This is a genomic window from Thalassospira sp. MBR-102 (assembly GCF_040549275.1).
Lineage (GTDB): Bacteria > Pseudomonadota > Alphaproteobacteria > Rhodospirillales > Thalassospiraceae > Thalassospira > Thalassospira xiamenensis.
The window spans coordinates 649,675-671,352 of record NZ_JBEPTC010000002.1; the positions used below are offsets into that span (position 1 = coordinate 649,675).

22 protein-coding genes and 1 tRNA gene are annotated in these 21,678 nt (G+C 52.8%); 8 read left to right on the forward strand and 15 right to left on the reverse strand.

The genetic code is table 11. The annotated features are described in order from the left end of the window. Positions 1-73: 73 nt before the first annotated feature. Both typA and ABIE64_RS06315 read left to right on the forward strand, forming a co-directional pair. Positions 74-1,894, forward strand: a complete 1,821-nt coding sequence (typA, locus tag ABIE64_RS06310) for a translational GTPase TypA (protein WP_007088576.1) — start codon at positions 74-76, stop codon at positions 1,892-1,894. Between the two features lie 246 nt (positions 1,895-2,140). Continuing rightward, complete coding sequence (locus ABIE64_RS06315) at positions 2,141-3,721, forward strand: AmpG family muropeptide MFS transporter (protein ID WP_354376916.1); 1,581 nt, start codon at positions 2,141-2,143, stop codon at positions 3,719-3,721. 81 nt (positions 3,722-3,802) lie between these two features. On the opposite strand, the gene ptsN is transcribed toward ABIE64_RS06315, so the two are convergent. The 14 genes from ptsN to rph all read right to left on the reverse strand — a co-directional run bounded on the left by ptsN (position 3,803) and on the right by rph (position 16,281). Then, positions 3,803-4,267, reverse strand: a complete 465-nt coding sequence (gene ptsN, locus ABIE64_RS06320) for a PTS IIA-like nitrogen regulatory protein PtsN (RefSeq protein ID WP_007088574.1) — start codon at positions 4,265-4,267, stop codon at positions 3,803-3,805. A 41-nt stretch (positions 4,268-4,308) separates the two neighbouring features. Further along, positions 4,309-4,905, reverse strand: a complete 597-nt coding sequence (gene hpf / locus ABIE64_RS06325; protein WP_037988948.1) for a ribosome hibernation-promoting factor, HPF/YfiA family — start codon at positions 4,903-4,905, stop codon at positions 4,309-4,311. 162 nt (positions 4,906-5,067) lie between these two features. Further along, on the reverse strand, positions 5,068-6,636 hold the full coding sequence (gene rpoN / locus ABIE64_RS06330; protein WP_114094260.1) for an RNA polymerase factor sigma-54: 1,569 nt from the start codon (positions 6,634-6,636) through the stop codon (positions 5,068-5,070). A gap of 49 nt (positions 6,637-6,685) precedes the next feature. Continuing rightward, on the reverse strand, positions 6,686-7,417 hold the full coding sequence (lptB, locus tag ABIE64_RS06335; RefSeq protein ID WP_246832234.1) for an LPS export ABC transporter ATP-binding protein: 732 nt from the start codon (positions 7,415-7,417) through the stop codon (positions 6,686-6,688). A gap of 111 nt (positions 7,418-7,528) precedes the next feature. Beyond that, positions 7,529-8,392, reverse strand: a complete 864-nt coding sequence (locus tag ABIE64_RS06340; protein ID WP_085642697.1) for an LptA/OstA family protein — start codon at positions 8,390-8,392, stop codon at positions 7,529-7,531. Beyond that, positions 8,389-9,096 (reverse strand): LPS export ABC transporter periplasmic protein LptC, encoded by a 708-nt coding sequence (lptC, locus tag ABIE64_RS06345; protein ID WP_063092312.1) that lies wholly within the window; start codon positions 9,094-9,096, stop codon positions 8,389-8,391. Before lptC ends, ABIE64_RS06340 begins: the two co-directional genes overlap by 4 nt. A gap of 3 nt (positions 9,097-9,099) precedes the next feature. Then, entirely contained in the window at positions 9,100-10,098 is a 999-nt protein-coding gene (locus tag ABIE64_RS06350) for a KpsF/GutQ family sugar-phosphate isomerase (RefSeq protein WP_063092311.1), read from the reverse strand. Positions 10,099-10,290: 192 nt separating this feature from the next. After that, on the reverse strand, positions 10,291-10,902 hold the full coding sequence (locus ABIE64_RS06355) for a ribonuclease D (protein ID WP_063092310.1): 612 nt from the start codon (positions 10,900-10,902) through the stop codon (positions 10,291-10,293). Positions 10,903-11,003: 101 nt separating this feature from the next. Then, a complete protein-coding gene (locus tag ABIE64_RS06360) occupies positions 11,004-12,239 on the reverse strand; it encodes an O-antigen ligase family protein (protein WP_063092309.1) in 1,236 nt (411 codons plus the stop codon). A gap of 12 nt (positions 12,240-12,251) precedes the next feature. Next, a complete protein-coding gene (locus tag ABIE64_RS06365) occupies positions 12,252-13,181 on the reverse strand; it encodes a glycosyltransferase family 2 protein (protein WP_223304921.1) in 930 nt (309 codons plus the stop codon). A 124-nt stretch (positions 13,182-13,305) separates the two neighbouring features. After that, positions 13,306-13,392, reverse strand: a tRNA-Leu gene (locus ABIE64_RS06370). 169 nt (positions 13,393-13,561) lie between these two features. Further along, entirely contained in the window at positions 13,562-14,755 is a 1,194-nt protein-coding gene (hemW, locus tag ABIE64_RS06375) for a radical SAM family heme chaperone HemW (RefSeq protein ID WP_063092308.1), read from the reverse strand. 113 nt (positions 14,756-14,868) lie between these two features. Beyond that, positions 14,869-15,465 (reverse strand): RdgB/HAM1 family non-canonical purine NTP pyrophosphatase, encoded by a 597-nt coding sequence (rdgB, locus tag ABIE64_RS06380; protein ID WP_114094255.1) that lies wholly within the window; start codon positions 15,463-15,465, stop codon positions 14,869-14,871. 99 nt (positions 15,466-15,564) lie between these two features. Further along, a complete protein-coding gene (rph, locus tag ABIE64_RS06385) occupies positions 15,565-16,281 on the reverse strand; it encodes a ribonuclease PH (protein WP_063092306.1) in 717 nt (238 codons plus the stop codon). Between the two features lie 336 nt (positions 16,282-16,617). On the opposite strand from rph, the gene hrcA reads away from it, so the two are divergent. The 3 genes from hrcA (at position 16,618) to ABIE64_RS06400 (ending at position 19,271) form a co-directional block, all read left to right on the forward strand. Beyond that, on the forward strand, positions 16,618-17,676 hold the full coding sequence (gene hrcA, locus ABIE64_RS06390) for a heat-inducible transcriptional repressor HrcA (protein WP_062950135.1): 1,059 nt from the start codon (positions 16,618-16,620) through the stop codon (positions 17,674-17,676). A gap of 49 nt (positions 17,677-17,725) precedes the next feature. Continuing rightward, positions 17,726-18,367: a nucleotide exchange factor GrpE gene (grpE, locus tag ABIE64_RS06395; protein WP_007088560.1), complete on the forward strand. Its 642-nt coding sequence runs from the start codon at positions 17,726-17,728 to the stop codon at positions 18,365-18,367. 151 nt (positions 18,368-18,518) lie between these two features. After that, on the forward strand, positions 18,519-19,271 hold the full coding sequence (locus tag ABIE64_RS06400; RefSeq protein WP_354376917.1) for an NAD-dependent deacylase: 753 nt from the start codon (positions 18,519-18,521) through the stop codon (positions 19,269-19,271). A 6-nt stretch (positions 19,272-19,277) separates the two neighbouring features. Here the strand turns inward: ABIE64_RS06400 and ABIE64_RS06405 are convergent, their stop codons facing one another. Beyond that, on the reverse strand, positions 19,278-19,958 hold the full coding sequence (locus tag ABIE64_RS06405; RefSeq protein WP_063092304.1) for an ArsR/SmtB family transcription factor: 681 nt from the start codon (positions 19,956-19,958) through the stop codon (positions 19,278-19,280). A gap of 76 nt (positions 19,959-20,034) precedes the next feature. On the opposite strand from ABIE64_RS06405, the gene ABIE64_RS06410 reads away from it, so the two are divergent. Genes ABIE64_RS06410 through ABIE64_RS06420 form a run of 3 tightly spaced genes read left to right on the forward strand, consistent with a single transcriptional unit; the run spans position 20,035 to position 21,661 of the window. Continuing rightward, entirely contained in the window at positions 20,035-20,952 is a 918-nt protein-coding gene (locus ABIE64_RS06410; RefSeq protein WP_063092303.1) for a DMT family transporter, read from the forward strand. A 29-nt stretch (positions 20,953-20,981) separates the two neighbouring features. Next, positions 20,982-21,311, forward strand: coding sequence for an NIPSNAP family protein (locus tag ABIE64_RS06415; RefSeq protein WP_354376918.1), 330 nt, complete (start codon positions 20,982-20,984; stop codon positions 21,309-21,311). Further along, positions 21,308-21,661: an antibiotic biosynthesis monooxygenase family protein gene (locus tag ABIE64_RS06420; RefSeq protein WP_354376919.1), complete on the forward strand. Its 354-nt coding sequence runs from the start codon at positions 21,308-21,310 to the stop codon at positions 21,659-21,661. The genes ABIE64_RS06415 and ABIE64_RS06420 overlap by 4 nt, the downstream gene beginning before the upstream one ends. Positions 21,662-21,678 lie beyond the last annotated feature (17 nt).

Below are 21,678 nucleotides of genomic sequence, written 5' to 3' on the forward strand. Positions count from 1 at the left end.
TTGAAACTTTTACTGACCGATGCGCAAGGTATGTATCCCGGCGCGCGGCATTTTTATTCTGGAGTCCGCGCCAATGAACTTGCGCAATATCGCCATTATCGCACACGTCGACCATGGCAAAACCACCCTCGTCGACGCGATGTTCCGTCAATCCGGTGTTTATCGTGACAACCAGCGTGTTGATGAACGCGCCATGGACAGTAACGATCTGGAACGCGAACGCGGCATCACCATCATGGCAAAGCCGACCGCAATTCAGTGGGGCGATACGCGTATCAATATCGTCGATACCCCGGGCCACGCCGATTTCGGTGGCGAAGTCGAACGTATCCTGTCGATGGTTGACGGTGTTGTTCTGCTGGTTGACTCGGCCGAAGGCCCGATGCCGCAGACTAAATTCGTTCTGGGTAAAGCCCTGAAACTCGGCCTGAAGCCCATCGTGATCATCAACAAGATCGACCGCCCGGACCAGCGCGCAGAAGAAGTTCTCGACGAGATATTTGATCTGTTCGTGTCGCTCGAAGCCAATGACGAACAACTTGATTTCCCGGTTCTGTATGCCTCCGGTCGTGATGGCTGGGCTGCCGAGGCACCGGAAGGCCCGAAAGAAAACCTGACACCGCTGATGAACCTGGTTCTGAACTATGTTCCGGCACCGAAGGCAGAAGTTGACGCGCCGTTCGCAATGATTGCGACCATGCTACATGCTGACAACTTCCTTGGCCGTATCCTGACTGGCCGTGTCGCACAGGGCCGCGCAAAACTTAACATGCCGGTCAAGGTTCTTCGTGGTGATGGCACTGTCGAAACCGGTCGTCTTTCAAAATTGATGGGTTTCCGTGGTCTTGATCGTGTCCCGCAGGAAGAAGCTGTTGCTGGCGACATCATCGCGATTGCCGGTCTGACCGACGCAACCGTTGCCGACACCATCTGCGCACCGGAAGTCACCAGTGCAATTTCAAGCCAGCCGATTGATCCGCCGACCCTTGCCATGACTTTCTCGGTCAACAACTCTCCGCTTGCTGGGCAGGAAGGCGACAAGGTTACATCGCGCATGATCCGTGCCCGTCTGGAACGCGAAGTCGAAGGCAACATTGCCATTCAGCTGTCGGAAACCGCGGATAAGGACGCCTTTGAAGTTGCCGGTCGTGGTGAACTTCAGCTTGGCGTTCTCATCGAAACCATGCGTCGCGAAGGTTACGAACTGTCGATCTCGCGTCCGCGCGTTCTGATCAAGGAAATCGACGGCGTCCTGTCCGAGCCGTTCGAAGAAGTCCAGGTCGACGTGGACGAAGAATTTGCCGGTGCCGTCGTTGAAAAGATGAGCCTGCGCAAGGCCGAAATGACCGACATGCGCTCAAGCGGTGGCGGCAAGACCCGTATCATGTTCCTGGCACCGTCGCGTGGCCTGATCGGTTATCACGGCGAATTCCTGACCGATACCCGCGGTACCGGCGTGATGAACCGTGTGTTCCATTCCTATGGTCCGGTCAAAGGTTCGATTGCAGGTCGTCGTAATGGTGTTCTGATCTCGAACGATCAGGGCGATGCGGTTGCCTATGCCCTTTGGGGTCTGGAAGATCGCGGTTCGATGTTCATCAATCCGGGCGAACGCGTCTATGAAGGTATGATCATCGGTGAGCACAACCGCAACAACGACCTTGAAGTTAACATTCTCAAGGGTAAAAAACTGACCAACGTCCGCGCATCGGGCAAGGATGATGCCATCACCCTGACCCCGCCGCGTCGTATGTCGCTTGAAGAAGCGCTGGCTTATATCCAGAACGACGAACTGGTCGAAGTTACCCCGCAAAGCATCCGTATTCGCAAGCTGCACCTCGACCCGAACGTGCGCAAACGCGAAAGCCGCAAATCGGAATCCGAAACAGTTTAAACCGGTTTGGATCGTGATTTAGAAGGGCCGCCTGCTTGGGCGGCCCTTATACATTGAGAGGCACGAACATTTGCTATGATGTTCGTGCCTTTTTCATCAGGGGTCTCGTCCCGAAGTCGACATTGTCTGCGCCTATAGCTGACAACGTATTTCAGGACGAGACATACAATCGCCTGCACCGTTTCGGCATTCCTTAACGTGTTTCCCCTAATTTCGCACAAGGCCGCATTCAGACGGGGAATATCAATGCACGACACAGCCTTCCGCAGTTGGGGTGATTCATTTCGGGCGTTCATTCATCCACGCGTGATTACCATGCTGTTCATGGGACTGTCGGCCGGGATTCCCATCCTGCTGATTTTCTCAACCCTGTCGATCTGGCTACGTGAAGCCGGGGTGGACCGTTCTACCGTCACCTATTTCAGCTGGGCCGCCCTTGGTTATTCTTTCAAATTTGTCTGGGCCCCCCTTATTGACCGGCTGCCGTTCCCGATTTTGCATGGGGTTCTTGGACGTCGGCGAAGCTGGCTGATTATCGCCCAATGTGCCATTATCGGCTCCATCCTTTGGATGGGATTTACCGATCCGGCCGAAAACCTGACTACTATGGCCTTTGCTGCTGTTGCGCTTGGCTTTGCATCGGCAACACAGGACATCGTGATTGACGCCTATCGCATCGAGGCAGCAGATACCGACCTGCAAGCCATGATGAGCTCGGCCTATATCGGTGGGTATCGTATCGGAATGATTGTCGCCGGTGCCGGAGCATTGACCATTGCCGGACTATTTGAGGCCGAAGGCAGTTATGAGCCGATTGCTTGGACAATTGCCTATGGCTGCATGGCTCTGGCCATGGGGATCGGCGTTATCACCACGCTGATCATTCGCGAACCCACCGTAAATCGGACTGACAGCAAGTATTTTCATAAAACATCCGATTACGGTCGTTTCCTTCTGATGTTTGCGCTGACTGTGATCGCCTTCATCATTGCCAACATCTATGCCAGCGACCTGACGGAGCCGTTAAAAACGGCTTTAGTCGAAAACGGAATGATCGACGAACTGGCTGGTTTCATCGCCGGGTTTCTCAAACTAGCCATCTCTGTCGCAGCCGCAATCCTTGTCGCATGGCTGACCACCCGTGTCGGCGTAACCCCAACCGGCATGGTTCAGGAAACCTATGTCGCACCGGTTAAGGATTTCATCGACCGCTATGGCAAGGCTGCGATAGTTGTGCTGGCACTCATTGGCGTCTATCGGATTGCCGATATCGTCATGGGGGTCATGGCCAATGTTTTCTATACCGATCTGGGCTTTTCCAAGGAAGAAATAGCAGCTGTTTCCAAAACATTTGGCCTGTTCATGACCATCGCAGGCAGCTTCCTTGGCGGTCTCCTTTCGGTTCGCTACGGGGTCGTGCGTATCCTGTTTCTTGGCGCACTTCTCTCGGCAATTACCAACATCCTGTTTGCAATTATGGCTCATCTGGGCCCGAACACGATCATGTTTGCCGGTGTGATTATGGCTGACAACCTGTCAGGTGGTCTTGCAACAGCCGCCTTCATCGCCTACCTGTCGGGCCTGACCAATATTTCCTTTACCGCCATGCAATATGCGATCTTTAGCTCGATCATGACCCTGTTCCCCAAAATCCTTGCCGGATTTTCGGGCAGTGTCGTCGATGCGCTCGGTTACAGCTGGTTCTTTATTGGCACAGCCCTGATTGGCATACCCGTGCTGTATCTCGTTGTCCTGGCCGGTAGGCTGATGACACAGAATACCGCAGAAAAAGCCACGCACGCAGCAGCGATAAACGAAGACGGGTAACCAACAGTTATTCATCAAGGCAAAATAAAACCGGGCACCACATAATGGCACCCGGTTTCAGATCTTCTGATTTCACGACGTTCAGGCGGCTTGTTCAGCCTCATCCTGTGTCAGCAGTGCATAGATTGCATCCGCAGAACCCGCACCGCGCAACTTGTCGCACATGCCCTGATTACGCAGAAGGCGGGAAATACGCGCCAGTGCTTTCAGGTGATCTGCACCAGCTTCTTCCGGGGCAATCAGCATGCAAAACAAATCGACAGGATGTTCGTCAACGGCATCGAACTCAATCGGGTTCTGAGCACGCGCAAAGATCATGTGCAACCGGTCAAGATCCGCCAGCTTGCCGTGTGGAATCGCGACACCACCACCTACGCCGGTGCTGCCAAGTTTTTCACGGTCAAGCAAAACGGAAAAAATCTCGCCCGCTTCACGCCCGGTGACGTCAGCTGCCTTTTCGGCAAGTTCCTCAAGGACAGCCTTTTTCGCACCGGACCGCAGGGCCGGTATTACCCCCGAAGGGGAAAGAATCGATGATATGTCCATTTTTCGCGTTGCGTTGTTTGGCTCGGAAGAATCTGTATCCGTCACGCTGCACCAGCCTCCTTATCGGATGGGTCAAGCCACCCGATATTGCCGTCAGCACGACGATATACAACATTCAATCCGCCATGTTTGCCATTCCGGAACATAAGTGCCGGAATGTCCCCCAAGTCGAGCCGCATAACAGCTTCTCCAACAGAGAGCGTATCAATGCGATCCGGTGTTTCAGCGACGATCACAGGCTCGAAGCCATTGACATGTTCGTCATCTGAATGATCGTCGTCTTCCTGTGCGATCACATAATGTGTCGCATCAATTCTTGCCTGCTCATACTGATCACGGTTGGTATGATGGTCACGCAGACGCCGCTTGTAGCGTCGCAACTGTTTAGCGACACGATCACAGGCGGAATCGAAGGCAGGATACACTTCATTCGCCGATGCCTTCGCCTGAACCAACATGCCCTTGCCGACATGGACCGATATCTGCGTGATGTAGAGATGTGCCTCTTTGGTGATGGTCACCGTGGCTTCGATCGCGTGATCGAAATATTTCTCTACCGCAGGGTCCAAAGTCTCGACGACGTGTTGACGGAGTGCGTTACCAACGTCGAGTTGTTTACCAATAACCGTAATTTGCATGGATCGCCTATCCCCAGTTGAGTGACTTCCCAGTACATATGGACATTCAGTGCCCCTCAATCAGGAGGCCGCACCATATTCCCTCGTTAATGCCAAGTCAACATTTGGGTATTATTGCTTAATATACAATACCTTAAGGTATATTTTGCAGTGTTTGACTGGCTAGGAAACCCGCGATTTTTTTTCGCGCCGTCGCTGGACCGACGAGGGAATTCTCATCGCTTCGCGGTATTTTGCCACTGTTCGGCGGGCGATGTCGATCCCTTCCTTTTGAAGCAGCTCGACAAGTTTGTCATCAGACAAAATCTTTTTCGGATCTTCCCCGTCTATCAATGACTTGATGCGATGACGCACAGATTCAGAAGAATGCGCATCTCCGCCATCCGCAGATGAAATTGCCGTAGTGAAAAAGTACTTCAACTCGTAAACGCCACGCGGGGTCGCCATAAACTTGCCATTGGTCACCCGTGAAACCGTGCTTTCATGCATGCCGATTGCTTCGGCAATATCGCGCAGGATCAACGGGCGCAAATGCGATACGCCGTAATTGAAGAATCCATCCTGCTGACGCACGATCTCGCTTGCGACTTTCATGATCGTGGTAGCACGTTGGTGCAGTGCCTTTACCAGCCAATTGGCGTTTTGAAGCTTCTCGCTAAGAAAACTTCGTTCCTCGCGATTACGTAGCCCCTGTCCTATCTTTACGGCGTAATCCTCGTTCACCAATACGCGCGGCAATGCATCGCTGTTCAGTTCAAGATGCCAGTTGCCGCTTCCGGCTGCGCGCATCAGAACATCGGGAATGACCGGCGTTGCCGGTTCCCCATCGGCGGTTCGCCCCGGACGCGGATCAAGGGTGCGAATTTCGGAAATCATGTCCGAAAGATCATCGTTATCTACGCCGCATATCCGGCGCAAGCGATCAAATTCACGACGCGCAAGCAAATCCAGATTGGCCAGCAACGCTGCCATCGCCGGATCAAACCGATTAAGCTCACGCAATTGCAGTTCGAGGCATTGGGCAAGGTCGCGGGCGAAGATGCCCACTGGCTCAAATCCCTGCATAACGGCAAGAACGCGCAATACATCGCTCATTTCGCATTCAAGTGCCTCGGCAACCTCTTCAAGCGGCCCGGCGACATAGCCATTTTCATCAAGCATATCGATCAGGTAGCTGCCAATCATGCGTGAAATAGCATCCGCAAACGCGATGTTAAGCTGATCATCAAGTGACTGACGAAGTGTCGCCTTGTCGGCAAGCGTCTGTTCCAGGCCCGGCAGATCTTCGCCGCTGCCTCCACCACCCGTTCCACCGCTATAGGGCGACGAATAATCATGGTTTCCGGCAACCGGGGCACCATCGGGAGTGATTTCACCTTCGCCGTTGTAAAGGGCATCTGGCGCACAATCGAGCGGACCGGAATCGCCGGTGCTCATGGTTTCACTTGACGTCAGGCGGTCGGTGCCAAAACGATCTTCTCGATCCGAAAAATCATCGCTGGTACGGGAATCGATACCCTGATCGCCATTCCCGACGGCCCCGTCACCTGTTTCGGCAAAGGTTTGCCCCGGATCTGCGCGTTCCAGCAGCGGATTTTCCAGCAATTCACTATCAATGAAATTGGAAAGTTCGATGTTGTTAAATTGCAGCAGTTTGATCGCCTGCTGCAACTGAGGCGTCATGACGAGAGACTGAGACTGACGAAGATCAAGCCGCGCCTTCAGGGCCATTATGAACTACCCCTCGTCAATCCGAACCCCCTAGAAACAAGGTGTGTGATCAAAGGCTGAAACGATCACCCAGATAAACCCTTCTGACATCGTCATTTCTGACGATTTCGTCAGGACCACCTTCCATCAAAACCCGACCGTCATGCAAGATATATGCCCGGTCAATGATGTCCAGAGTCTCGCGCACATTGTGGTCGGTAATCAAGACCCCAATGCCACGATCTTTCAGATGACGTACAAGATCGCGAATATCACCGACCGCAATCGGGTCAATCCCAGCCAGCGGCTCGTCCAGCAGAACGAAGTTCGGATGGGCCGCAAGGGCACGTGCAATCTCGCAACGGCGGCGTTCCCCACCCGACAGGGCAAGGGCAGGAGTGCGGCGCAAATGCTCGATGGCAAATTCCGCCAGAAGATCTTCCAGGTTCTGTTCACGCTTGATCCGGTCATCTTCCACGACCTCCAGAACCGCCATGATGTTCTGTTCGACCGTCATCCCGCGGAAAATCGATGCTTCCTGCGGCAAATAACCGATTCCCATGCGTGCACGCTGATACATCGGCATCATGGTGATATCGCGCCCATCAAGCGAAATATTCCCCCGATCCGGAGAAATCAGACCCGTGATGATATAAAAACTGGTTGTCTTTCCGGCGCCATTTGGTCCCAGAAGGCCGACGGCTTCGCCGCGTTGTACCGACATCGACACGTCTTTAAGCACCGGTCGCTTCTTGAAGCTCTTGCCAAGATTGTGCGCAACCAGCCCCTTGTTGGCTGTCACCAGCCGAGGGCCCGTACCGGAGGATGCATTGCTGCCACTACCGGTCTTTGGTGCATGTGTGTTGTCGGATTTTCCGCTTTTGCGCGACCAGAACAAATTCCCGACCCTTCGTCAGTTGCCATTCCCGGATTGGCCCGGGCTGTTTTCGTCGTCTTTTTCCGGCACAAGCAAACCGCGAACGCGGCTTTTGCCATCGCCATTTCCGTTGGCGGTCAATCGGCTGACACCTGTATTCAGGTCGACAACAGCGCGATCCCCATTCAGCTGGTTCTCGCCGCGCGTGATCTTAACCGATCCGACAAGGGTTGCGATACCCGTTTTCGCATCATAAACGCCTTGATTGCCAACCACAAAATCGGTTGACGTTCGGATGGTAACATTTCCATCACCGTCAATGCGGCTCAGTTCGTTTTCGCCATTCTTGCCTGCTTCGAACCGTGCCGTCAGAACATCACCGCGAAGGGTACGATCATCGGCAACGGCAACCGCATTACCACGTGCAACCGCCATACGTTCGGTTTCCCAGTATTCAAGGCTTTCTTCAGCGGTCAGGGTTTCATTGGGTGTTTTGTATCGCAGATCTTTACCCGTCAAAACGACAACGGCATCGTCAATGTCATAGATCGCCTGATCACCGGTTGCGACATCGGTTTCTGAAGACAGTTTTACGTTGCCCGTGGCAATGATACGGTAAATCTCGCTTTGACCGTCACGATCCCGATAAAGGGCACGCAGTTCATCTGCGTCCACACGGGAATTGCCGCGTTTAGCCACAGCATTCCCTCGCGCAATCAGGACCTGCTCGTTACGACGCCATTCAATGCCGTTATCGGATTCGACCTCAAGCCCCCCGCTTCCACTTTGGGCAAGACCAAGTGGATCGGCATATGCCGCCACTGAGGGAACCAGCAGCGCGCCCCCAAAAACTGTCGCCATCAAAAAACGGCGCACCGCAAAACGCGCAACTGCGATCATGATTTACCTTTCAAAGCACTATCGAAAATCACCAGACGAGCATTCCCCAAAAAGCGGATCACGGCACCCTTGTCCTCAAGCTCAAACCCGGTGTCAGATTTGATCGTCCCGAACGGTCCCTGTCCATCGACAGGTTCATTGCCTTTGGCACTGCCGCTATTCAATGCGATCTCGGCCTGCTCGGTATGAATTTCAAACCCCTGATCGTGATACATATTCACGGTCCCGACCAGATCAAGCAATTCATCGGACTCGGTATAAAAACCTTCATCCGCCGTAAGTGCAATCCACGAACCATCTTCAAGCGTTATATCAGCCTGTGGTGCATCAAGATGCACATGTGCCAGCCGCTCGCCGTTTTCCGGCTGCTCAACCGCGTCGTTGGCTGTGACAGTGAAGGGTTGCTTATTCCCATCCACGCCAAAAAAGCGCGGATTGCTCATGGTAACATTTTCCATCAAATCATCGGGTGTGGTCGAAAAGCCAAGTCGAAAACCGCTTTCCTGAACCTTCTCGATTTGTGGCCACAGCACAACAAGAGCAACAAGCGATGCCGCAATCAACGGCAGCACAATTTTCAGCATGTTAACGATCGAACGGCGAAACGGATTGATCCGCACGTCCCGCCGCCCGGACGGAAGACGATCGTTCATGCGCGCATTACGCGCGGCCCTCTCGATCTCGGCCTTCCGTTCTTCGCTCATGGATTACGCAACCCCCAAACGCAGAAGGTCATGAATATGCACAAGGCCAACCGGCTTGCCTTCATCATCAACGACAAACAAGGCCGTGATGCTGCGATCATTCATAATCGCAAGTGCCTCGACAGCCAGAACATCGGATTTGGTCGCCTTGGGATTGCGTGTCATCACATCACCGACCCGCATTGCCACCAGATTGTCTGCCATATGCCTGCGTAGATCACCATCCGTTACGATGCCGCTCATCAAGCCTGTATCGTCGAGCACACCGACACAGCCAAATGACTTGCCGGTCATGATGACCAATGCCTCGGACATCAGCGCATTTTCCCCAATCAGTGGAATATCCGCAACGTCATGCATAACGTCACTAACACGCAGCAATCGCTGCCCCAGTTTACCACCAGGGTGGAATGTGCGGAAATCATCGGCGCTGAAGCCACGACGCTCCATCAATGTCACAGCAAGCGCATCGGCAAAAGCCAGCATCGCTGTGGTCGACGTCGTCGGTGCCTGCTTGTTCGGGCAGGCTTCCGGGCTATTGGGCAGAATCAGCGGGTAATCACATTGAGCTGCCAGCGAACTTTCCGGACGCCGGGTCATACCGATCAACGGCACGTTAAAGCGGCGCGTATACGCGATGATATCTGACAGTTCTGGTGTTTCGCCTGAATTCGACAGGGCCAAGACGGCATCATTTTTGCCAATCATCCCCAAATCGCCATGGCTGGCTTCAGCCGGATGCACAAAGAAGGATGGCGTTCCTGTCGACGCAAAAGTTGCTGCGATCTTTTTGGCAATATGACCACTTTTACCCATGCCGGTTACGACAAGGCGGCCCGCAAGGCTCTCGATCAGATCGATTGCCTTGCAAAAATCGCCGTTTAAGGATTTTGCAAGATCACTGAGTGCATCGGCTTCAATTGCCAGAACTCGGCGGGCGACTTCAAGGTCTTTCTCCGATGCCGGTTCAGGCGTGTTTTGCGGTTTCGGGGTCACTGTCATCAGTTTCTTTATGCGTTTCCCGGCGGAACTAACTACGGGGAAAGATGGGCGGGATCATCTGCACTGGCAAGCGACAAAAGCAACGATCAGGTAATGATGTCGCAGGGATCATTCCTTTACGCCAAAGGCCGTTGACGCAGAATTAACAATGCAGGCTCACCAGAAAAAATTTCAACACACCAAAAAGGCAAATCAGTGGGCAAAAATGTCTGTCTCTTCCCAACCAGCAAGATCAAGTGTCGCCCGTGTCGGCAGGAAGTCAAAACAGGCCTGCGCCAGTTCCGTTCTTCCTTCGCGCGCCAAACGACGATCAAGCTCTTCCTTGGCCTTGTGCAGATACAGCACATCGGATGCGGCATATGCGATCTGTTCATCTGACAGATCAGAAGAACCCCAGTCAGAGCTCTGCTGTTGCTTGTCGAGGTTGATTCCAACCAGTTCCCTTACAAGGTCTTTTAAACCATGGCGGTCGGTGTAGGTGCGCACGAGTTTGGATGCAATCTTGGTGCAATAGACTGGTGCACACCGCACACCAAGATACTTGTCCATCACAGCAATATCGAACCGCCCAAAGTGAAACAGCTTCAAAACCGACGGATCGGACAAAAGCTTTTTAAGGTTGGGCGCTTCGTAGCTTTCTAAGTCAAACTTCACCAGATGAGCATCGCCATCACCCGCCGAAAGCTGGACCACACAAAGACGATCACGATGCGGATTAAGGCCCATGGTTTCACTGTCAATGGCAACGGTTTTGCCAAGATCAAGCCCGTCGGGCAAGTCTCCATGATGAAGGAAATTGGTCATCGCAATTCTCCAGAATGCTGGTTTGACGCTGTCTTAACACAGCATTACCAACGTCGCGATGCAAAAAGCCCTATATCCGAACGGAAAATAGGGCTTTTCAATCAAACAACTTTGGATGCCGGAAACCGGAGCGCAGCAACCGCACTTGCAATGGAGGTCCAAGCCAGTATAGCAGGCCAGTTAGAGAAAAGGCTTTGTGTAACTGAAAAAGGAAACAGGGACATAACCAGAACGCCAAGATACAAGCCACCCAACAAGCGGCTTTCGCGCGGGCCAAATAGGGTTTTAAGCCCCATAAAATACAGAAGGCCGATAAAAACAGTAAACGGAATTGTCCCGATCATCCCCGTATCAGACAACCATTCAACATAGAAATTATGAGGATGGGGATGGCAAGGAACGTTAGTCAACCCCGCTGCAGTGTAATCTTTACAAACGAGCGGATAATTTCCCATACCGCTACCCGTCAACGGATTCTCGGCAAAGAACCGAATCCCCAGAAAAACAAGCTGACCATATATTGAGTCGCTGTAATCCGAGACGACGCTCGCCAATGCTTCAACTCGCCCCCAAATCCGATCACTTGTGATAAGTAAAAGGATCAAGGCAATTGCTCCAACAAACGCCAACCCCAAAGAAACTTTGCGTGCTGCGCCACCAATAAGAAACAAGCTAAAAAGCGTTGTCATAATTGCCAACAAAGTCAGTACGCTTGCGGCACGCTCGCCGCTAAGAAACACAACGACCAGAAGCAATGGTGACAAGACGCATCCAATAATGAAGAGTTTCCTGGAAACCCCGTGAGCATAGAGCATCACAGCCATAGTCAACGCAGCAAATCCAAGCTTAGAAAGATACATGCCAATATTCGGCCGATCTAACGGGCCGGTAAGACGGCCACTCATAGCCTGACCGGTCAGAAGCGAGAAACCCGTGAAAAACTGATAAAGCGCATCACAAGCGGCAGTTCCAAGCGCAAATAAAAGGCCCGTGACAAACCATTTGATCGTACGCGCATCGGTTAGAATCCAACGGGTCACCGCAGCATAAAAGACAACAAATCTCAGCCAACTTAGCGAGCGCTCAAAACTCTTACCTATATGTTCGGCAAAAGGTGAGATAACCAAATTCATCAGGACAAATATGATCAAAAGGATAAGAATATCCTTCTCACGGGTCCAAGACCATTTTTTTTCCAACAATGATCGCGCTAAGAAAATCAGAGCGATCAAGACAACCGAGATATCTGCAGCTGCCCTTGTAAATAATAGAAAGATAGGAATACAAAACAGCAAAAAACTAGCGACAACATGCATTTTTTTATCAAGCGAATTCATTTGTTTAATAACTCACTTCTCTTCAACACGACGAATATTCGGCAATTCGTAGAAAATATTCCTATAATACATCAGAGATTCTGGAGCTGGATCAACGAAGCCGATTTTCCCCATCACATAGCGTGTCAAAACCGGAATAGCAGCGAAAGGAGCATCATCCTTGCGCGCTTTTTTGACTGCAGAAATGCATTTCTGATAAATCCTTATACGTAAATCCGAAGACAACTCAGAATGTGCCTGCAAAAAGTTCAGATAAACTAGAAAACGATCATGATTCAGTTGCAAAGTATTTTGTGAAATATGGCTTCCCATATCGGGAACCATTGTCACAGTCATATCGGCATCAACAATACGTCGAGCTTTCGACGCCAGTCGCAGTGCCAGTGACTCATCCTGAACAAAAACAGTTTCATCACATCCTTCAGCCCTTTGAAACAATTCCTGCGTCACCAGCCAAGTCATACGCACCATGCCGCGCCCTAATATCCGATCAAGTGGATCATTGTGGATTGTAAAGCTGAAATTCTCACCAATCGGCTCGGCAATAACATCTTCAATCGGTGCGTTAGTCTTCCGCCCCCGTCCGTGCACCATATCGGCACCCTGCTGTTTCGCGAGTGACAGCATAGTTTTAAGCGCGTCCGGTGCAAGAATCTCGTCGCAATCAAATAGCGCGAGATATTTGCCCTTTGCTTCCGCCGCCCCCTGATTAAGTCGAATGGATGGTCCTGCATTGACTTCGTTGTTAATCACACGAACAAAGTCATGCGATCCGGCATATTCGTTCAGTATTTCCAACGAATTGTCAGTCGATACGTCGTCAATAAAAATAACTTCAAAGGAAACATCACCGGTTTGAGCCAACAGGGACTCGAAAAAATAAGGAAGCACAGAAGCCTTGTTATAAACCGGTAGAACGAAACTAACGTCAGGTCGCATCATATCCAAGGCTCTTTTTTGAAGTGGTTTTCGCTTGTAACCAGTAATCCCCGTTACAGAAAGACAAAAGCTGCGAAATTCATCCTACAACGACAATACCCCAGCACATCGTCCATGTGCTGGGGTATGGTGCCCAGGAGAAGACTCGAACTTCCACGACCTTGCGGCCACTGGCACCTGAAGCCAGCGCGTCTACCAATTCCGCCACCTGGGCATAGGGGCTTGTGGTATTTGCCCGACGGAACCCGCCGGAACGGGGCGCAATATACGCTGCCAAACTTCAGTGTCAACAACCTTTTTGAGGGTTTTGCAAAACGCGTCTTTGAAAATCGCCCACCGTCGCAAGACATAAGGAAAATCTTGATTTTCCCGCTCATCCGCGATCACGCCGAATGGTCGAACAAGTATCTGAGAACCCCGTTCAAACGGTTCCGCCCCTGATCGGTCGTGCGCAATCCGGCCTGATCGCAAATCAGATCGCCCGACGCAATCAGGGTTTCAAGACGTTCTGAATCCAATGCCTCGCGCGGGGTTTTGCCAATAATCCGCTCGAAGCGTCCCACCGGAATGGGTTCATTCAGGCGCAGCCCCATCATCACCATTTCAATAAGGCGTTCATCCGCAACCAAAGCGGTTTCTTCCTGCGTGCCGTGTCCCTGCTTTTCCACACGATCAAGCCAGATTTCCGGCGCACGATGACGGCGCACCGCCATTGGTTTAGTGCTACCATCTGGCTGAATGACGGCTTCGCGGCCATGTGCACCCGGACCAATGCCGAGATAATCGCCATAGCGCCAGTATACGAGGTTATGGCGGCTTTCCTGCCCGGGTCGGGCATGGTTGGAAACCTCGTAACAACCATAACCGGCGGCTTTGGTTTCTTCCTGGGTGATTTCATAAAGATCGGTCGCAAGGTCTTCATCGGGTACAACGAGATCACCGCGCTGATGCAAGGTATGGAACTGCGTTCCCGGTTCGATCGTCAACTGATAAAGCGAAATATGACCGCGCGCGATCTCAAGTGCTTCGCGCAGCTCATGACGCCAGGCTCTCGGATCATGTTCGGGCCGGGCATAAATCAGATCGAACGAAAACCGGTCAAACACATTCGCCGCAACATCAAGAGCACGCATGGCTTCAGCCGCATTGTGCACACGCCCCAGAAATTTAAGATCGCGGTCATTGAGCGCCTGAATGCCAATTGAGACCCGGTTGATGCCATTGGAAGCAAAAGACGAGAACCGATTGATTTCAACCGTACCCGGATTGGCTTCAAGCGTGATTTCGATGTCATCGGTTACCGGCCAGAAGGTTTTGATATCGGCGATCAGGGCCCCTGCGGTTTCCGGATCCATCAGCGACGGTGTCCCACCACCAAAGAATACCGATCCGACCGTGCGGCCGGGATGACGCGCAGCACCTGCGGCAAGTTCCGCACGCAATGCCGCCCTCCAGCGCGCATGATCAACCTTGTCAGCAACATGACTATTGAAATCGCAATAAGGACATTTCGACAGGCAAAACGGCCAATGGATATAGATGCCAAACGGGACAGCTTCTGCGGTTGCTAGGGACACGCGGTTCTCGATCTTCGACTGCGGGAAAGACGGATAAAGTAACACGCACCACCGATAGTTACATCAGCGATGCGTGCATAGGTTCGATGCAGGCAGTTGGCCGCCTAAAATCCTTACTCGAAGCAAGCCTTGACCAGCTGGCGAAACGCATCCGCGCGATGGCTCATTGCATGTTTCTGTGCCGGGTCCATTTCCCCAAAGGTCTGCTCATAACCTTTTGGCTGGAAAATCGGATCATAGCCAAAACCGTGACGGCCACGTTTGGGCCAAACGATTTCACCTTCAACACGACCTTCAAAATTCTCCACATGACCGTCTGGCCAAGCCAGAGACAAGGCGCAGATAAAGGCCGCCCGGCGGTCAGGATGGTTCCCGATCCCGTTCTGGACCTTTTCCATCGCCATATCAAAATCCTTGTCCGGCCCGGCCCAGCGCGCTGAATAAATGCCCGGCGCCCCATCAAGGGCGGAAACCGCCATGCCGCTATCATCAGACAGGGCTGGCAGATTGGCGGCCTTTGTTGCCGCCAACGACTTCAACTGTGCATTGCCAATAAAACTGTTTTCGGTTTCTTCGGGTTCGGGAAGATTCAAATCGCCTGCTGAAACCACTTCGATCCCGAACGGATCAAGCAGTTCGGCAATCTCCTTGATCTTGCCTTTGTTGTGGCTGGCAATAACGAGTTTTTTTTCCGTAAAGCGACGGGCCATGATGCTGCCTAGAGATATTCGGGTCGTTAAGACGAAGACGGTTGAAAACCACAAAAACAATATCGGGCGAACCATATCCAGGCTCGCCCGAATAAATTCTTAGATGCCAATCGCTGCTCGCTGTTTGGCAAACAGTTCCTTGCAGCCTTTTTCCGCCAGTTCAAACATCTTGTCATAAGCAGAACGATCAAACGGCACATCTTCCGCGGTCGCCTGAACCTCAACAATGCCGCCACTGCCCGCCAGAACAAAGTTCGCATCCGCACCCGCATTGCTGTCTTCGGCATAATCAAGATCAAGAACCGCTTCACCCTGATAAATACCGCACGAAATTGCGGCAACCGGCTGAGTCAACGGGATTTCCTTGATCAGGCCAAGACGGCGTACGCCCTGAAACGCCAGATGGGCGGCAACATAGGCACCCGTGATTGATGCGGTGCGTGTTCCGCCATCAGCCTGGATAACGTCGCAATCAAGGCGCATCTGCATTTCACCCATGCCCTTAAGGTCAGCGACCGCACGGATCGAACGCCCGATCAGGCGCTGGATTTCCTGGGTCCGACCCGACTGGCCACCGCGTGCGGCCTCGCGCTGCATGCGGCTGTCGGTTGCACGCGGCAGCATGCCATATTCTGCAGTGATCCAACCCTTGCCGGAATTACGCATCCAGCCTGGCACCTTGTCCTCGACCGTCGCGGTACAAATCACATGGGTATCGCCAAATTTAATCAGGCAGGAGCCCTCTGCATATTTGGAAACACCTGTCTCAATGGAAACGTCGCGAAGCTGATCGAAATTACGGCCGGATGGACGCATGGGGTCTGAACCTCTTTGTTCTGGGTCGGATCAACCTGCATGGCTGATCAACGATGGCTGAAATTGCGGCCAAAGCTACTGAGCATCGTATCAAAGGTCCAGCAGTTTCCCCGAAAATAACGGCAAAATCCCAGCAACACTATGCCTCAGATCCACGCGCAAAAACCATAAATGGCACTCGATTCGCGACGAATTCAAAGATTTGGCAGGACTAACTTCCTGATTGATACCATCGTTTGCCCGTCCTCCGGCTATCACCAATCTGCCAGCTTCATTGACGCCTGCCCGCCACCTCACTAAATTCCACGCAACACATTTGGTTTTGACAGGTTTAACATGGCGCTGTTTGACGACACATTGCTGGGCGACATGAACGCGCGATCCCGCGAAGTCTTTCGCCAGATCGTAGATGCCTATGTCGAAACCGGCGAACCGATCGGATCACGATCCATCGCGCGCCGCATGTCAGAAAACCTCTCGGCGGCGACCATCCGCAATGTCATGTCCGATCTTGAGGAAATGGGGCTTCTGGTTGCCCCCCATATTTCGGCCGGTCGATTGCCAAGCGAGAAAGGCCTGCGTCTTTTCGTCAATGCGCTGATGGAAGTCGGTGATCTACCAAATGCCGAGCGCGATCAATTGACTAAAAATTGCGAGCAGGCCGGATATTCCCTTGATCAGATGCTGGGCGAGGCCACAAGTATGCTTTCGGGGCTGTCACGCTGTGCAGGGCTTGTGGTTGCACCGAAAACCGATGGCATCCGTTTAAAACAGATTGAATTTGTTGCGCTTTCGCCGGGCAAGGTCCTTGCGGTTCTGGTTTCGCAGACCGGTAATGTTGAAAATCGTATCCTTGATGTTCCGCCCGATTTGCCGACCTCGGCATTGACAGAAGCATCGAACTATCTAAATACCCGGTTGGCCGGAAAGACACTTGATGACGCCCGGCAATTGATGAGTTTGGAACGCGACCGCATCAAACAGGAACTCGACGAATTGTCGGCTGGACTGATTGATGCCGGACTTGCGACATGGGCCGGCGGGGTCAAGGGTTCGTCCCTGATCGTAAAGGGCCAGTCGCAATTGCTTGAAAATATCGACACGATCGAACAGCTCGAAACCGTAAGAAGGCTGTTCAACGTGCTCGAAGCACGCGATCAGATGATTGAATTGCTTGATGTCACCACGATTGCCCAAGGTGTGCAGATTTTCATCGGGTCCGAGAACAAATTGTTCGGCGGATCGGGGCTTTCGATGGTGATTTCGCCCTATCAGAATGCCGAAGGCAGCATTGTGGGCGCAATCGGGGTTGTCGGGCCGACCCGGATCAATTATGCCCGGATCATTCCGCTGGTCGATTACACCGCCAAGCTGGTCGGGCGACTGATTGGATAAACGTTGGCGCTGCGTGTCAGGCCACACAAATTGAAGGTACAGGTTAGCCATGTCGGAAACCGCAAAGAACAACCAGGACGATCTGCATGATGCCGCGTCGGCAGAAGAAACTGCCGCAGAGGATGTCGTCTCAGAAGCAACCGAAGCCGAAGGTGGCGAAGCCACCACAGATCCGGTTGCAGCACTTGAAGCAGAAGTTGCTGAGTTGAAAGACCGCCTATTGCGCGCCGCCGCCGAGGTGGAAAACACGCGCCGTCGCGCGAAGAAAGACGTCGAGGACGCCGGGAACTATGCGATTACCAAATTTGCCCGCGAACTGCTTGATGTAGGTGACAACCTCCGCCGCGCCCTTGAGGCTGCTGGCGACACGTCCAATGCCGACCCGACGATGAAAAAGCTGGTTGAAGGCGTTGAAATGACCGAACAGACGCTTCTTAAGGCACTGGAAAAGAACGGCGTTGAAAAGCTTGAACCGCTTGGGGAAAAACTTGACCCCAATCATCATCAAGCCGTGTTTGAAATGCCAAATCCTGCTTATCCAGACGGCCATGTCGCCCAGGTAATGCAGGCCGGTTACGTGCTCAAAGGTCGCCTTTTGCGCCCGGCAATGGTCGGGGTCACCAAAAACCCCGCCGGTCAGGAAGCCGCAAAAAACGACGAACCTGGCAGCAATGTTGACACCTCTGCCTGATAGCGCTGGCTGATTGCCGGTCGGGAATCCGCAAACCGGTTTTGAAAGATCAAATATTTAAACGGCCCTGCCATTTTCACGGCGGGCCGTTTTATTTTGTCCATTTCGGGTCTAATCTGGCCTGCTTGCAACAATGACATCGGAACACGCCATGCCGCTTCGTCCTGACATTATCAATATTCTGCGCGATGAAGCCGCAACGATTGTTATCTTGACCGGGGCCGGTATTTCGAAGGAAAGCGGCCTGCATACCTTCCGCGACCCCGATGGGATCTGGGCAAAATATGACATTTCCGAAGTCGCAACGCCTGAGGCATTCATCAACAATCCCGATCTTGTACATCACTTTTACAATGACAGACGCGCAGGGCTGCTTGACCCTGCAATACAGCCAAACAAGGCGCATATTGCCCTTGCCCGGCTCGAAACCAAGTGGCCAAGCGACGTTCTGCTGGTAACCCAGAATATCGACGATCTCCATGACCGCGCCGGATCAAAAAACCTTATCCATATGCATGGCGAATTGCTGAAAATCCGCTGCAATCATTGCGGGCTTCTGACGGTCTGGTCTGCCCCACTGGGACGAGACACTCCCTGTACCTCCTGCACCAAAACCGGCGGCCTACGCCCACACGTTGTCTGGTTCGGGGAAATGCCGCTTGAAATGGAACGCATTTATGCTGCTCTTGCCAAATGTGGCCTATTCATTTCAATCGGCACATCAGGGAACGTTTATCCGGCTGCCGGGTTCGTCCAAATCGCCAGTAAAGAATCTGGTGCAGAAACGGTCGAGATCAACCTGGAACCAGGTTTCGGGGCGTCCTTGTTTGATCACAGTTCATATGGCCGGGCGACTGAATTGGTTCCGGCACTGGTCGACAGCCTATTGATGGATCAAGTCTGACAACTATTAACTATCGCACAGCGCCTTGAAGTTGCGTTCGCCTTCGGGGCTGAAAATCACCACACGCGACTCCTTACTTCGCTGTGCCCAGCCCAGATCATAAAACCGGTCCAGTAACGCAGCACCAAACGACCCTGCCAAATGAGATTGTCGGGCGCTCCAATCCAGGCATTCCCGGCAAAGCGGCCTGCGGCTGGTACGCAGTTCATTCAGATTAATCCCGAACGCCTCGGCGAAATCTGCACCGGCATCTGTCAAAGCCACGCCATTATGATCTGTCGAAATCAGTTTGCGGGCCTCAAGCCCCGAAAACAGGGCAACCCCCATTTCTCCGGCCAAATGATCATAGCAAACACGTGCCTTGCGCAATGCCGGGTCCTTCGGCCCGGTTCGGACCCGATTATGTCCGACCCGACTGGCAATCCCCATCAGGACTTCCAATGCCTCGACAATATCGGGGCCCGAAAGCGTAAAATAACGATGCCGCCCCTGCTTTCGCGGGATGACGATCTGACCAGCCTCCAGCTTTGCCAGATGTGAACTCGCCGTTTGCGGCGTCACACCAGCCTCCTGTGCCAGCTCTGCAGCGGTCAGCGCGCGGCCACTCATCAGAGCGGTCAGCATGTTTGCGCGAGCCGGATCGCCAAGCAATGTAGCCACGCGGGCAATATCGGGTCCTTCTTTCATAGTTCGATGTTAATCGAAGCATTGGTCGCCAGCAATCGGTTATTTGTTCAGAATTGCCCCTGCCCCGGAGATCCGAATGACATCGTCCAAAATATCGCTACCCCTTGAAATCGGTTTGCTGGCTGTGCTCGCCCTGCTTTGGGGGTCGTCGTATCTGTTCATCAAAATCGCGCTGACCGATATCCCACCAATTACCCTGATCGCAATCAGGGTTGGCATCGCATCGCTGTTTCTTCTCGTCGTCATGTGCTGCCGTAGCGAACGTTTTCCGCGCGATGGCAAGGTTATCGGCACATTGCTGATCCAGTCGGTTTTCAACAGCCTCGGCGCATGGACAATACTTGCTTGGGGACAGCAACATGTCGAAAGCGGCCTTGCCAGTGTGCTTAATTCAACATCACCGGTTTTTGTTTTCCTGATCACGACCCTTCTGACACGGCATGAACGGGTTGACCGGTTTCGTCTTGCCGGAGCGTGCCTTGGCGTTGCTGGTGTGGTTCTGATTGTCGGCCCTGGTGTGATTATCGGACTAGGGCAGCATGTTGGCGGGCAGCTTGCCGTTCTGGCCGGAGCGATCCTCTATGCCGGAGCAGCAATCTATGGCAAGCGCTTCAACGCCCTGCCCGCAACCGTTAGCGCCGCCGCAACCATGATCTGGGCCAGCATCTTTCTGATCCCGGCCAGTCTGGTGCTGGATCGACCCTGGAACTTGACACCGTCAACGTCCGCCATTCTTGCAACGCTTGCCCTGTCGGTTTTTTGCACGGCAATCGCTTTGCTGATCTATTTCAGGCTGTTACGCACGCTTGGCTCAATGGGTGTTGCCAGTCAAAGCTACCTGCGTGCCGGGATCGGCGTCGTGCTTGGCAGCCTGTTACTTGGCGAAACCATAAGTTCCCCGGTTCTTGCTGGAATCCTCTGCACGCTTGTCGGCGTCGCAATCATCAATCTGCCGCGCGCATTCTGGCGACAGTCACCCTTTCCTAAATCATAAAATGGTCTCCCAATAAGGATATAAAGCCAATGATCACGTGTTTCATCCGCTATGAAATCGACCCTTATAAGAAGAATGCTTTTGTGGAATATGCGCGTAACTGGGGCGAGGCAATTCCACGATGCGGTGCTGATCTGGTCGGCTATTTCGCGCCTCATGAAGGAACAATATCGACCGCTTACGCAGTTTATCATTTGCCGGATCTGGCAGCATATGAAGCCTATCGCGCCCGCCTGTCACAAGACCCACTGGGGCATGAAAACTATCAGTTCGCCCAACGTGAAAAATTCATCCTGCGCGAAGAACGCCAGTTTTTCAAAATCGCCTCTACCCCGCATGCGGAACTGGTCAAGCCATGATTGCCGTCATTTTCGAAGTCCTGCCTCACCCGCAACATCGTAACGAATATTTCTCGATCGCAAAGGACCTCCGGTCGGTACTTGAAACAATCGACGGCTTCATTTCCATCGAACGGTTCGAAAGCCTTAACGAGCCGGGCAAAGTTCTGTCTCTTTCTTTCTGGCGCGATGAAAAAGCCGTCATGGCATGGCGCAATGTCGGTGAACACCGCATTGCACAGAACAAAGGTCGTAACCGGATTTTCGACGATTATCGTCTGCGGGTCGCCCATGTCATGCGTGATTATGGAATGCATGAACGGGCCGAAACACCCGATGATTCCCGCAAGCAACACGACGACAGTTCATAACGGATAAACAGGTTTTC

Excerpts from the sequence above, each read along its gene's own strand:
- typA (WP_007088576.1), top strand. The coding sequence starts at position 74 with ATGAACTTGCGCAATATCGCCATTATCGCACACGTCGACCATGGCAAA.
- ABIE64_RS06315 (WP_354376916.1), top strand. The coding sequence starts at position 2,141 with ATGCACGACACAGCCTTCCGCAGTTGGGGTGATTCATTTCGGGCGTTC.
- ptsN (WP_007088574.1), bottom strand. The coding sequence starts at position 4,267 with ATGGACATATCATCGATTCTTTCCCCTTCGGGGGTAATACCGGCCCTG.
- hpf (WP_037988948.1), bottom strand. The coding sequence starts at position 4,905 with ATGCAAATTACGGTTATTGGTAAACAACTCGACGTTGGTAACGCACTC.
- rpoN (WP_114094260.1), bottom strand. The coding sequence starts at position 6,636 with ATGGCCCTGAAGGCGCGGCTTGATCTTCGTCAGTCTCAGTCTCTCGTC.
- ABIE64_RS06340 (WP_085642697.1), bottom strand. The coding sequence starts at position 8,392 with ATGATCGCAGTTGCGCGTTTTGCGGTGCGCCGTTTTTTGATGGCGACA.
- lptC (WP_063092312.1), bottom strand. The coding sequence starts at position 9,096 with ATGAGCGAAGAACGGAAGGCCGAGATCGAGAGGGCCGCGCGTAATGCG.
- ABIE64_RS06350 (WP_063092311.1), bottom strand. The coding sequence starts at position 10,098 with ATGACAGTGACCCCGAAACCGCAAAACACGCCTGAACCGGCATCGGAG.
- ABIE64_RS06355 (WP_063092310.1), bottom strand. The coding sequence starts at position 10,902 with ATGACCAATTTCCTTCATCATGGAGACTTGCCCGACGGGCTTGATCTT.
- ABIE64_RS06360 (WP_063092309.1), bottom strand. The coding sequence starts at position 12,239 with ATGAATTCGCTTGATAAAAAAATGCATGTTGTCGCTAGTTTTTTGCTG.
- ABIE64_RS06365 (WP_223304921.1), bottom strand. The coding sequence starts at position 13,181 with ATGATGCGACCTGACGTTAGTTTCGTTCTACCGGTTTATAACAAGGCT.
- rdgB (WP_114094255.1), bottom strand. The coding sequence starts at position 15,465 with ATGGCCCGTCGCTTTACGGAAAAAAAACTCGTTATTGCCAGCCACAAC.
- rph (WP_063092306.1), bottom strand. The coding sequence starts at position 16,281 with ATGCGTCCATCCGGCCGTAATTTCGATCAGCTTCGCGACGTTTCCATT.
- hrcA (WP_062950135.1), top strand. The coding sequence starts at position 16,618 with ATGGCGCTGTTTGACGACACATTGCTGGGCGACATGAACGCGCGATCC.
- grpE (WP_007088560.1), top strand. The coding sequence starts at position 17,726 with ATGTCGGAAACCGCAAAGAACAACCAGGACGATCTGCATGATGCCGCG.
- ABIE64_RS06400 (WP_354376917.1), top strand. The coding sequence starts at position 18,519 with ATGCCGCTTCGTCCTGACATTATCAATATTCTGCGCGATGAAGCCGCA.
- ABIE64_RS06405 (WP_063092304.1), bottom strand. The coding sequence starts at position 19,958 with ATGAAAGAAGGACCCGATATTGCCCGCGTGGCTACATTGCTTGGCGAT.
- ABIE64_RS06410 (WP_063092303.1), top strand. The coding sequence starts at position 20,035 with ATGACATCGTCCAAAATATCGCTACCCCTTGAAATCGGTTTGCTGGCT.
- ABIE64_RS06415 (WP_354376918.1), top strand. The coding sequence starts at position 20,982 with ATGATCACGTGTTTCATCCGCTATGAAATCGACCCTTATAAGAAGAAT.
- ABIE64_RS06420 (WP_354376919.1), top strand. The coding sequence starts at position 21,308 with ATGATTGCCGTCATTTTCGAAGTCCTGCCTCACCCGCAACATCGTAAC.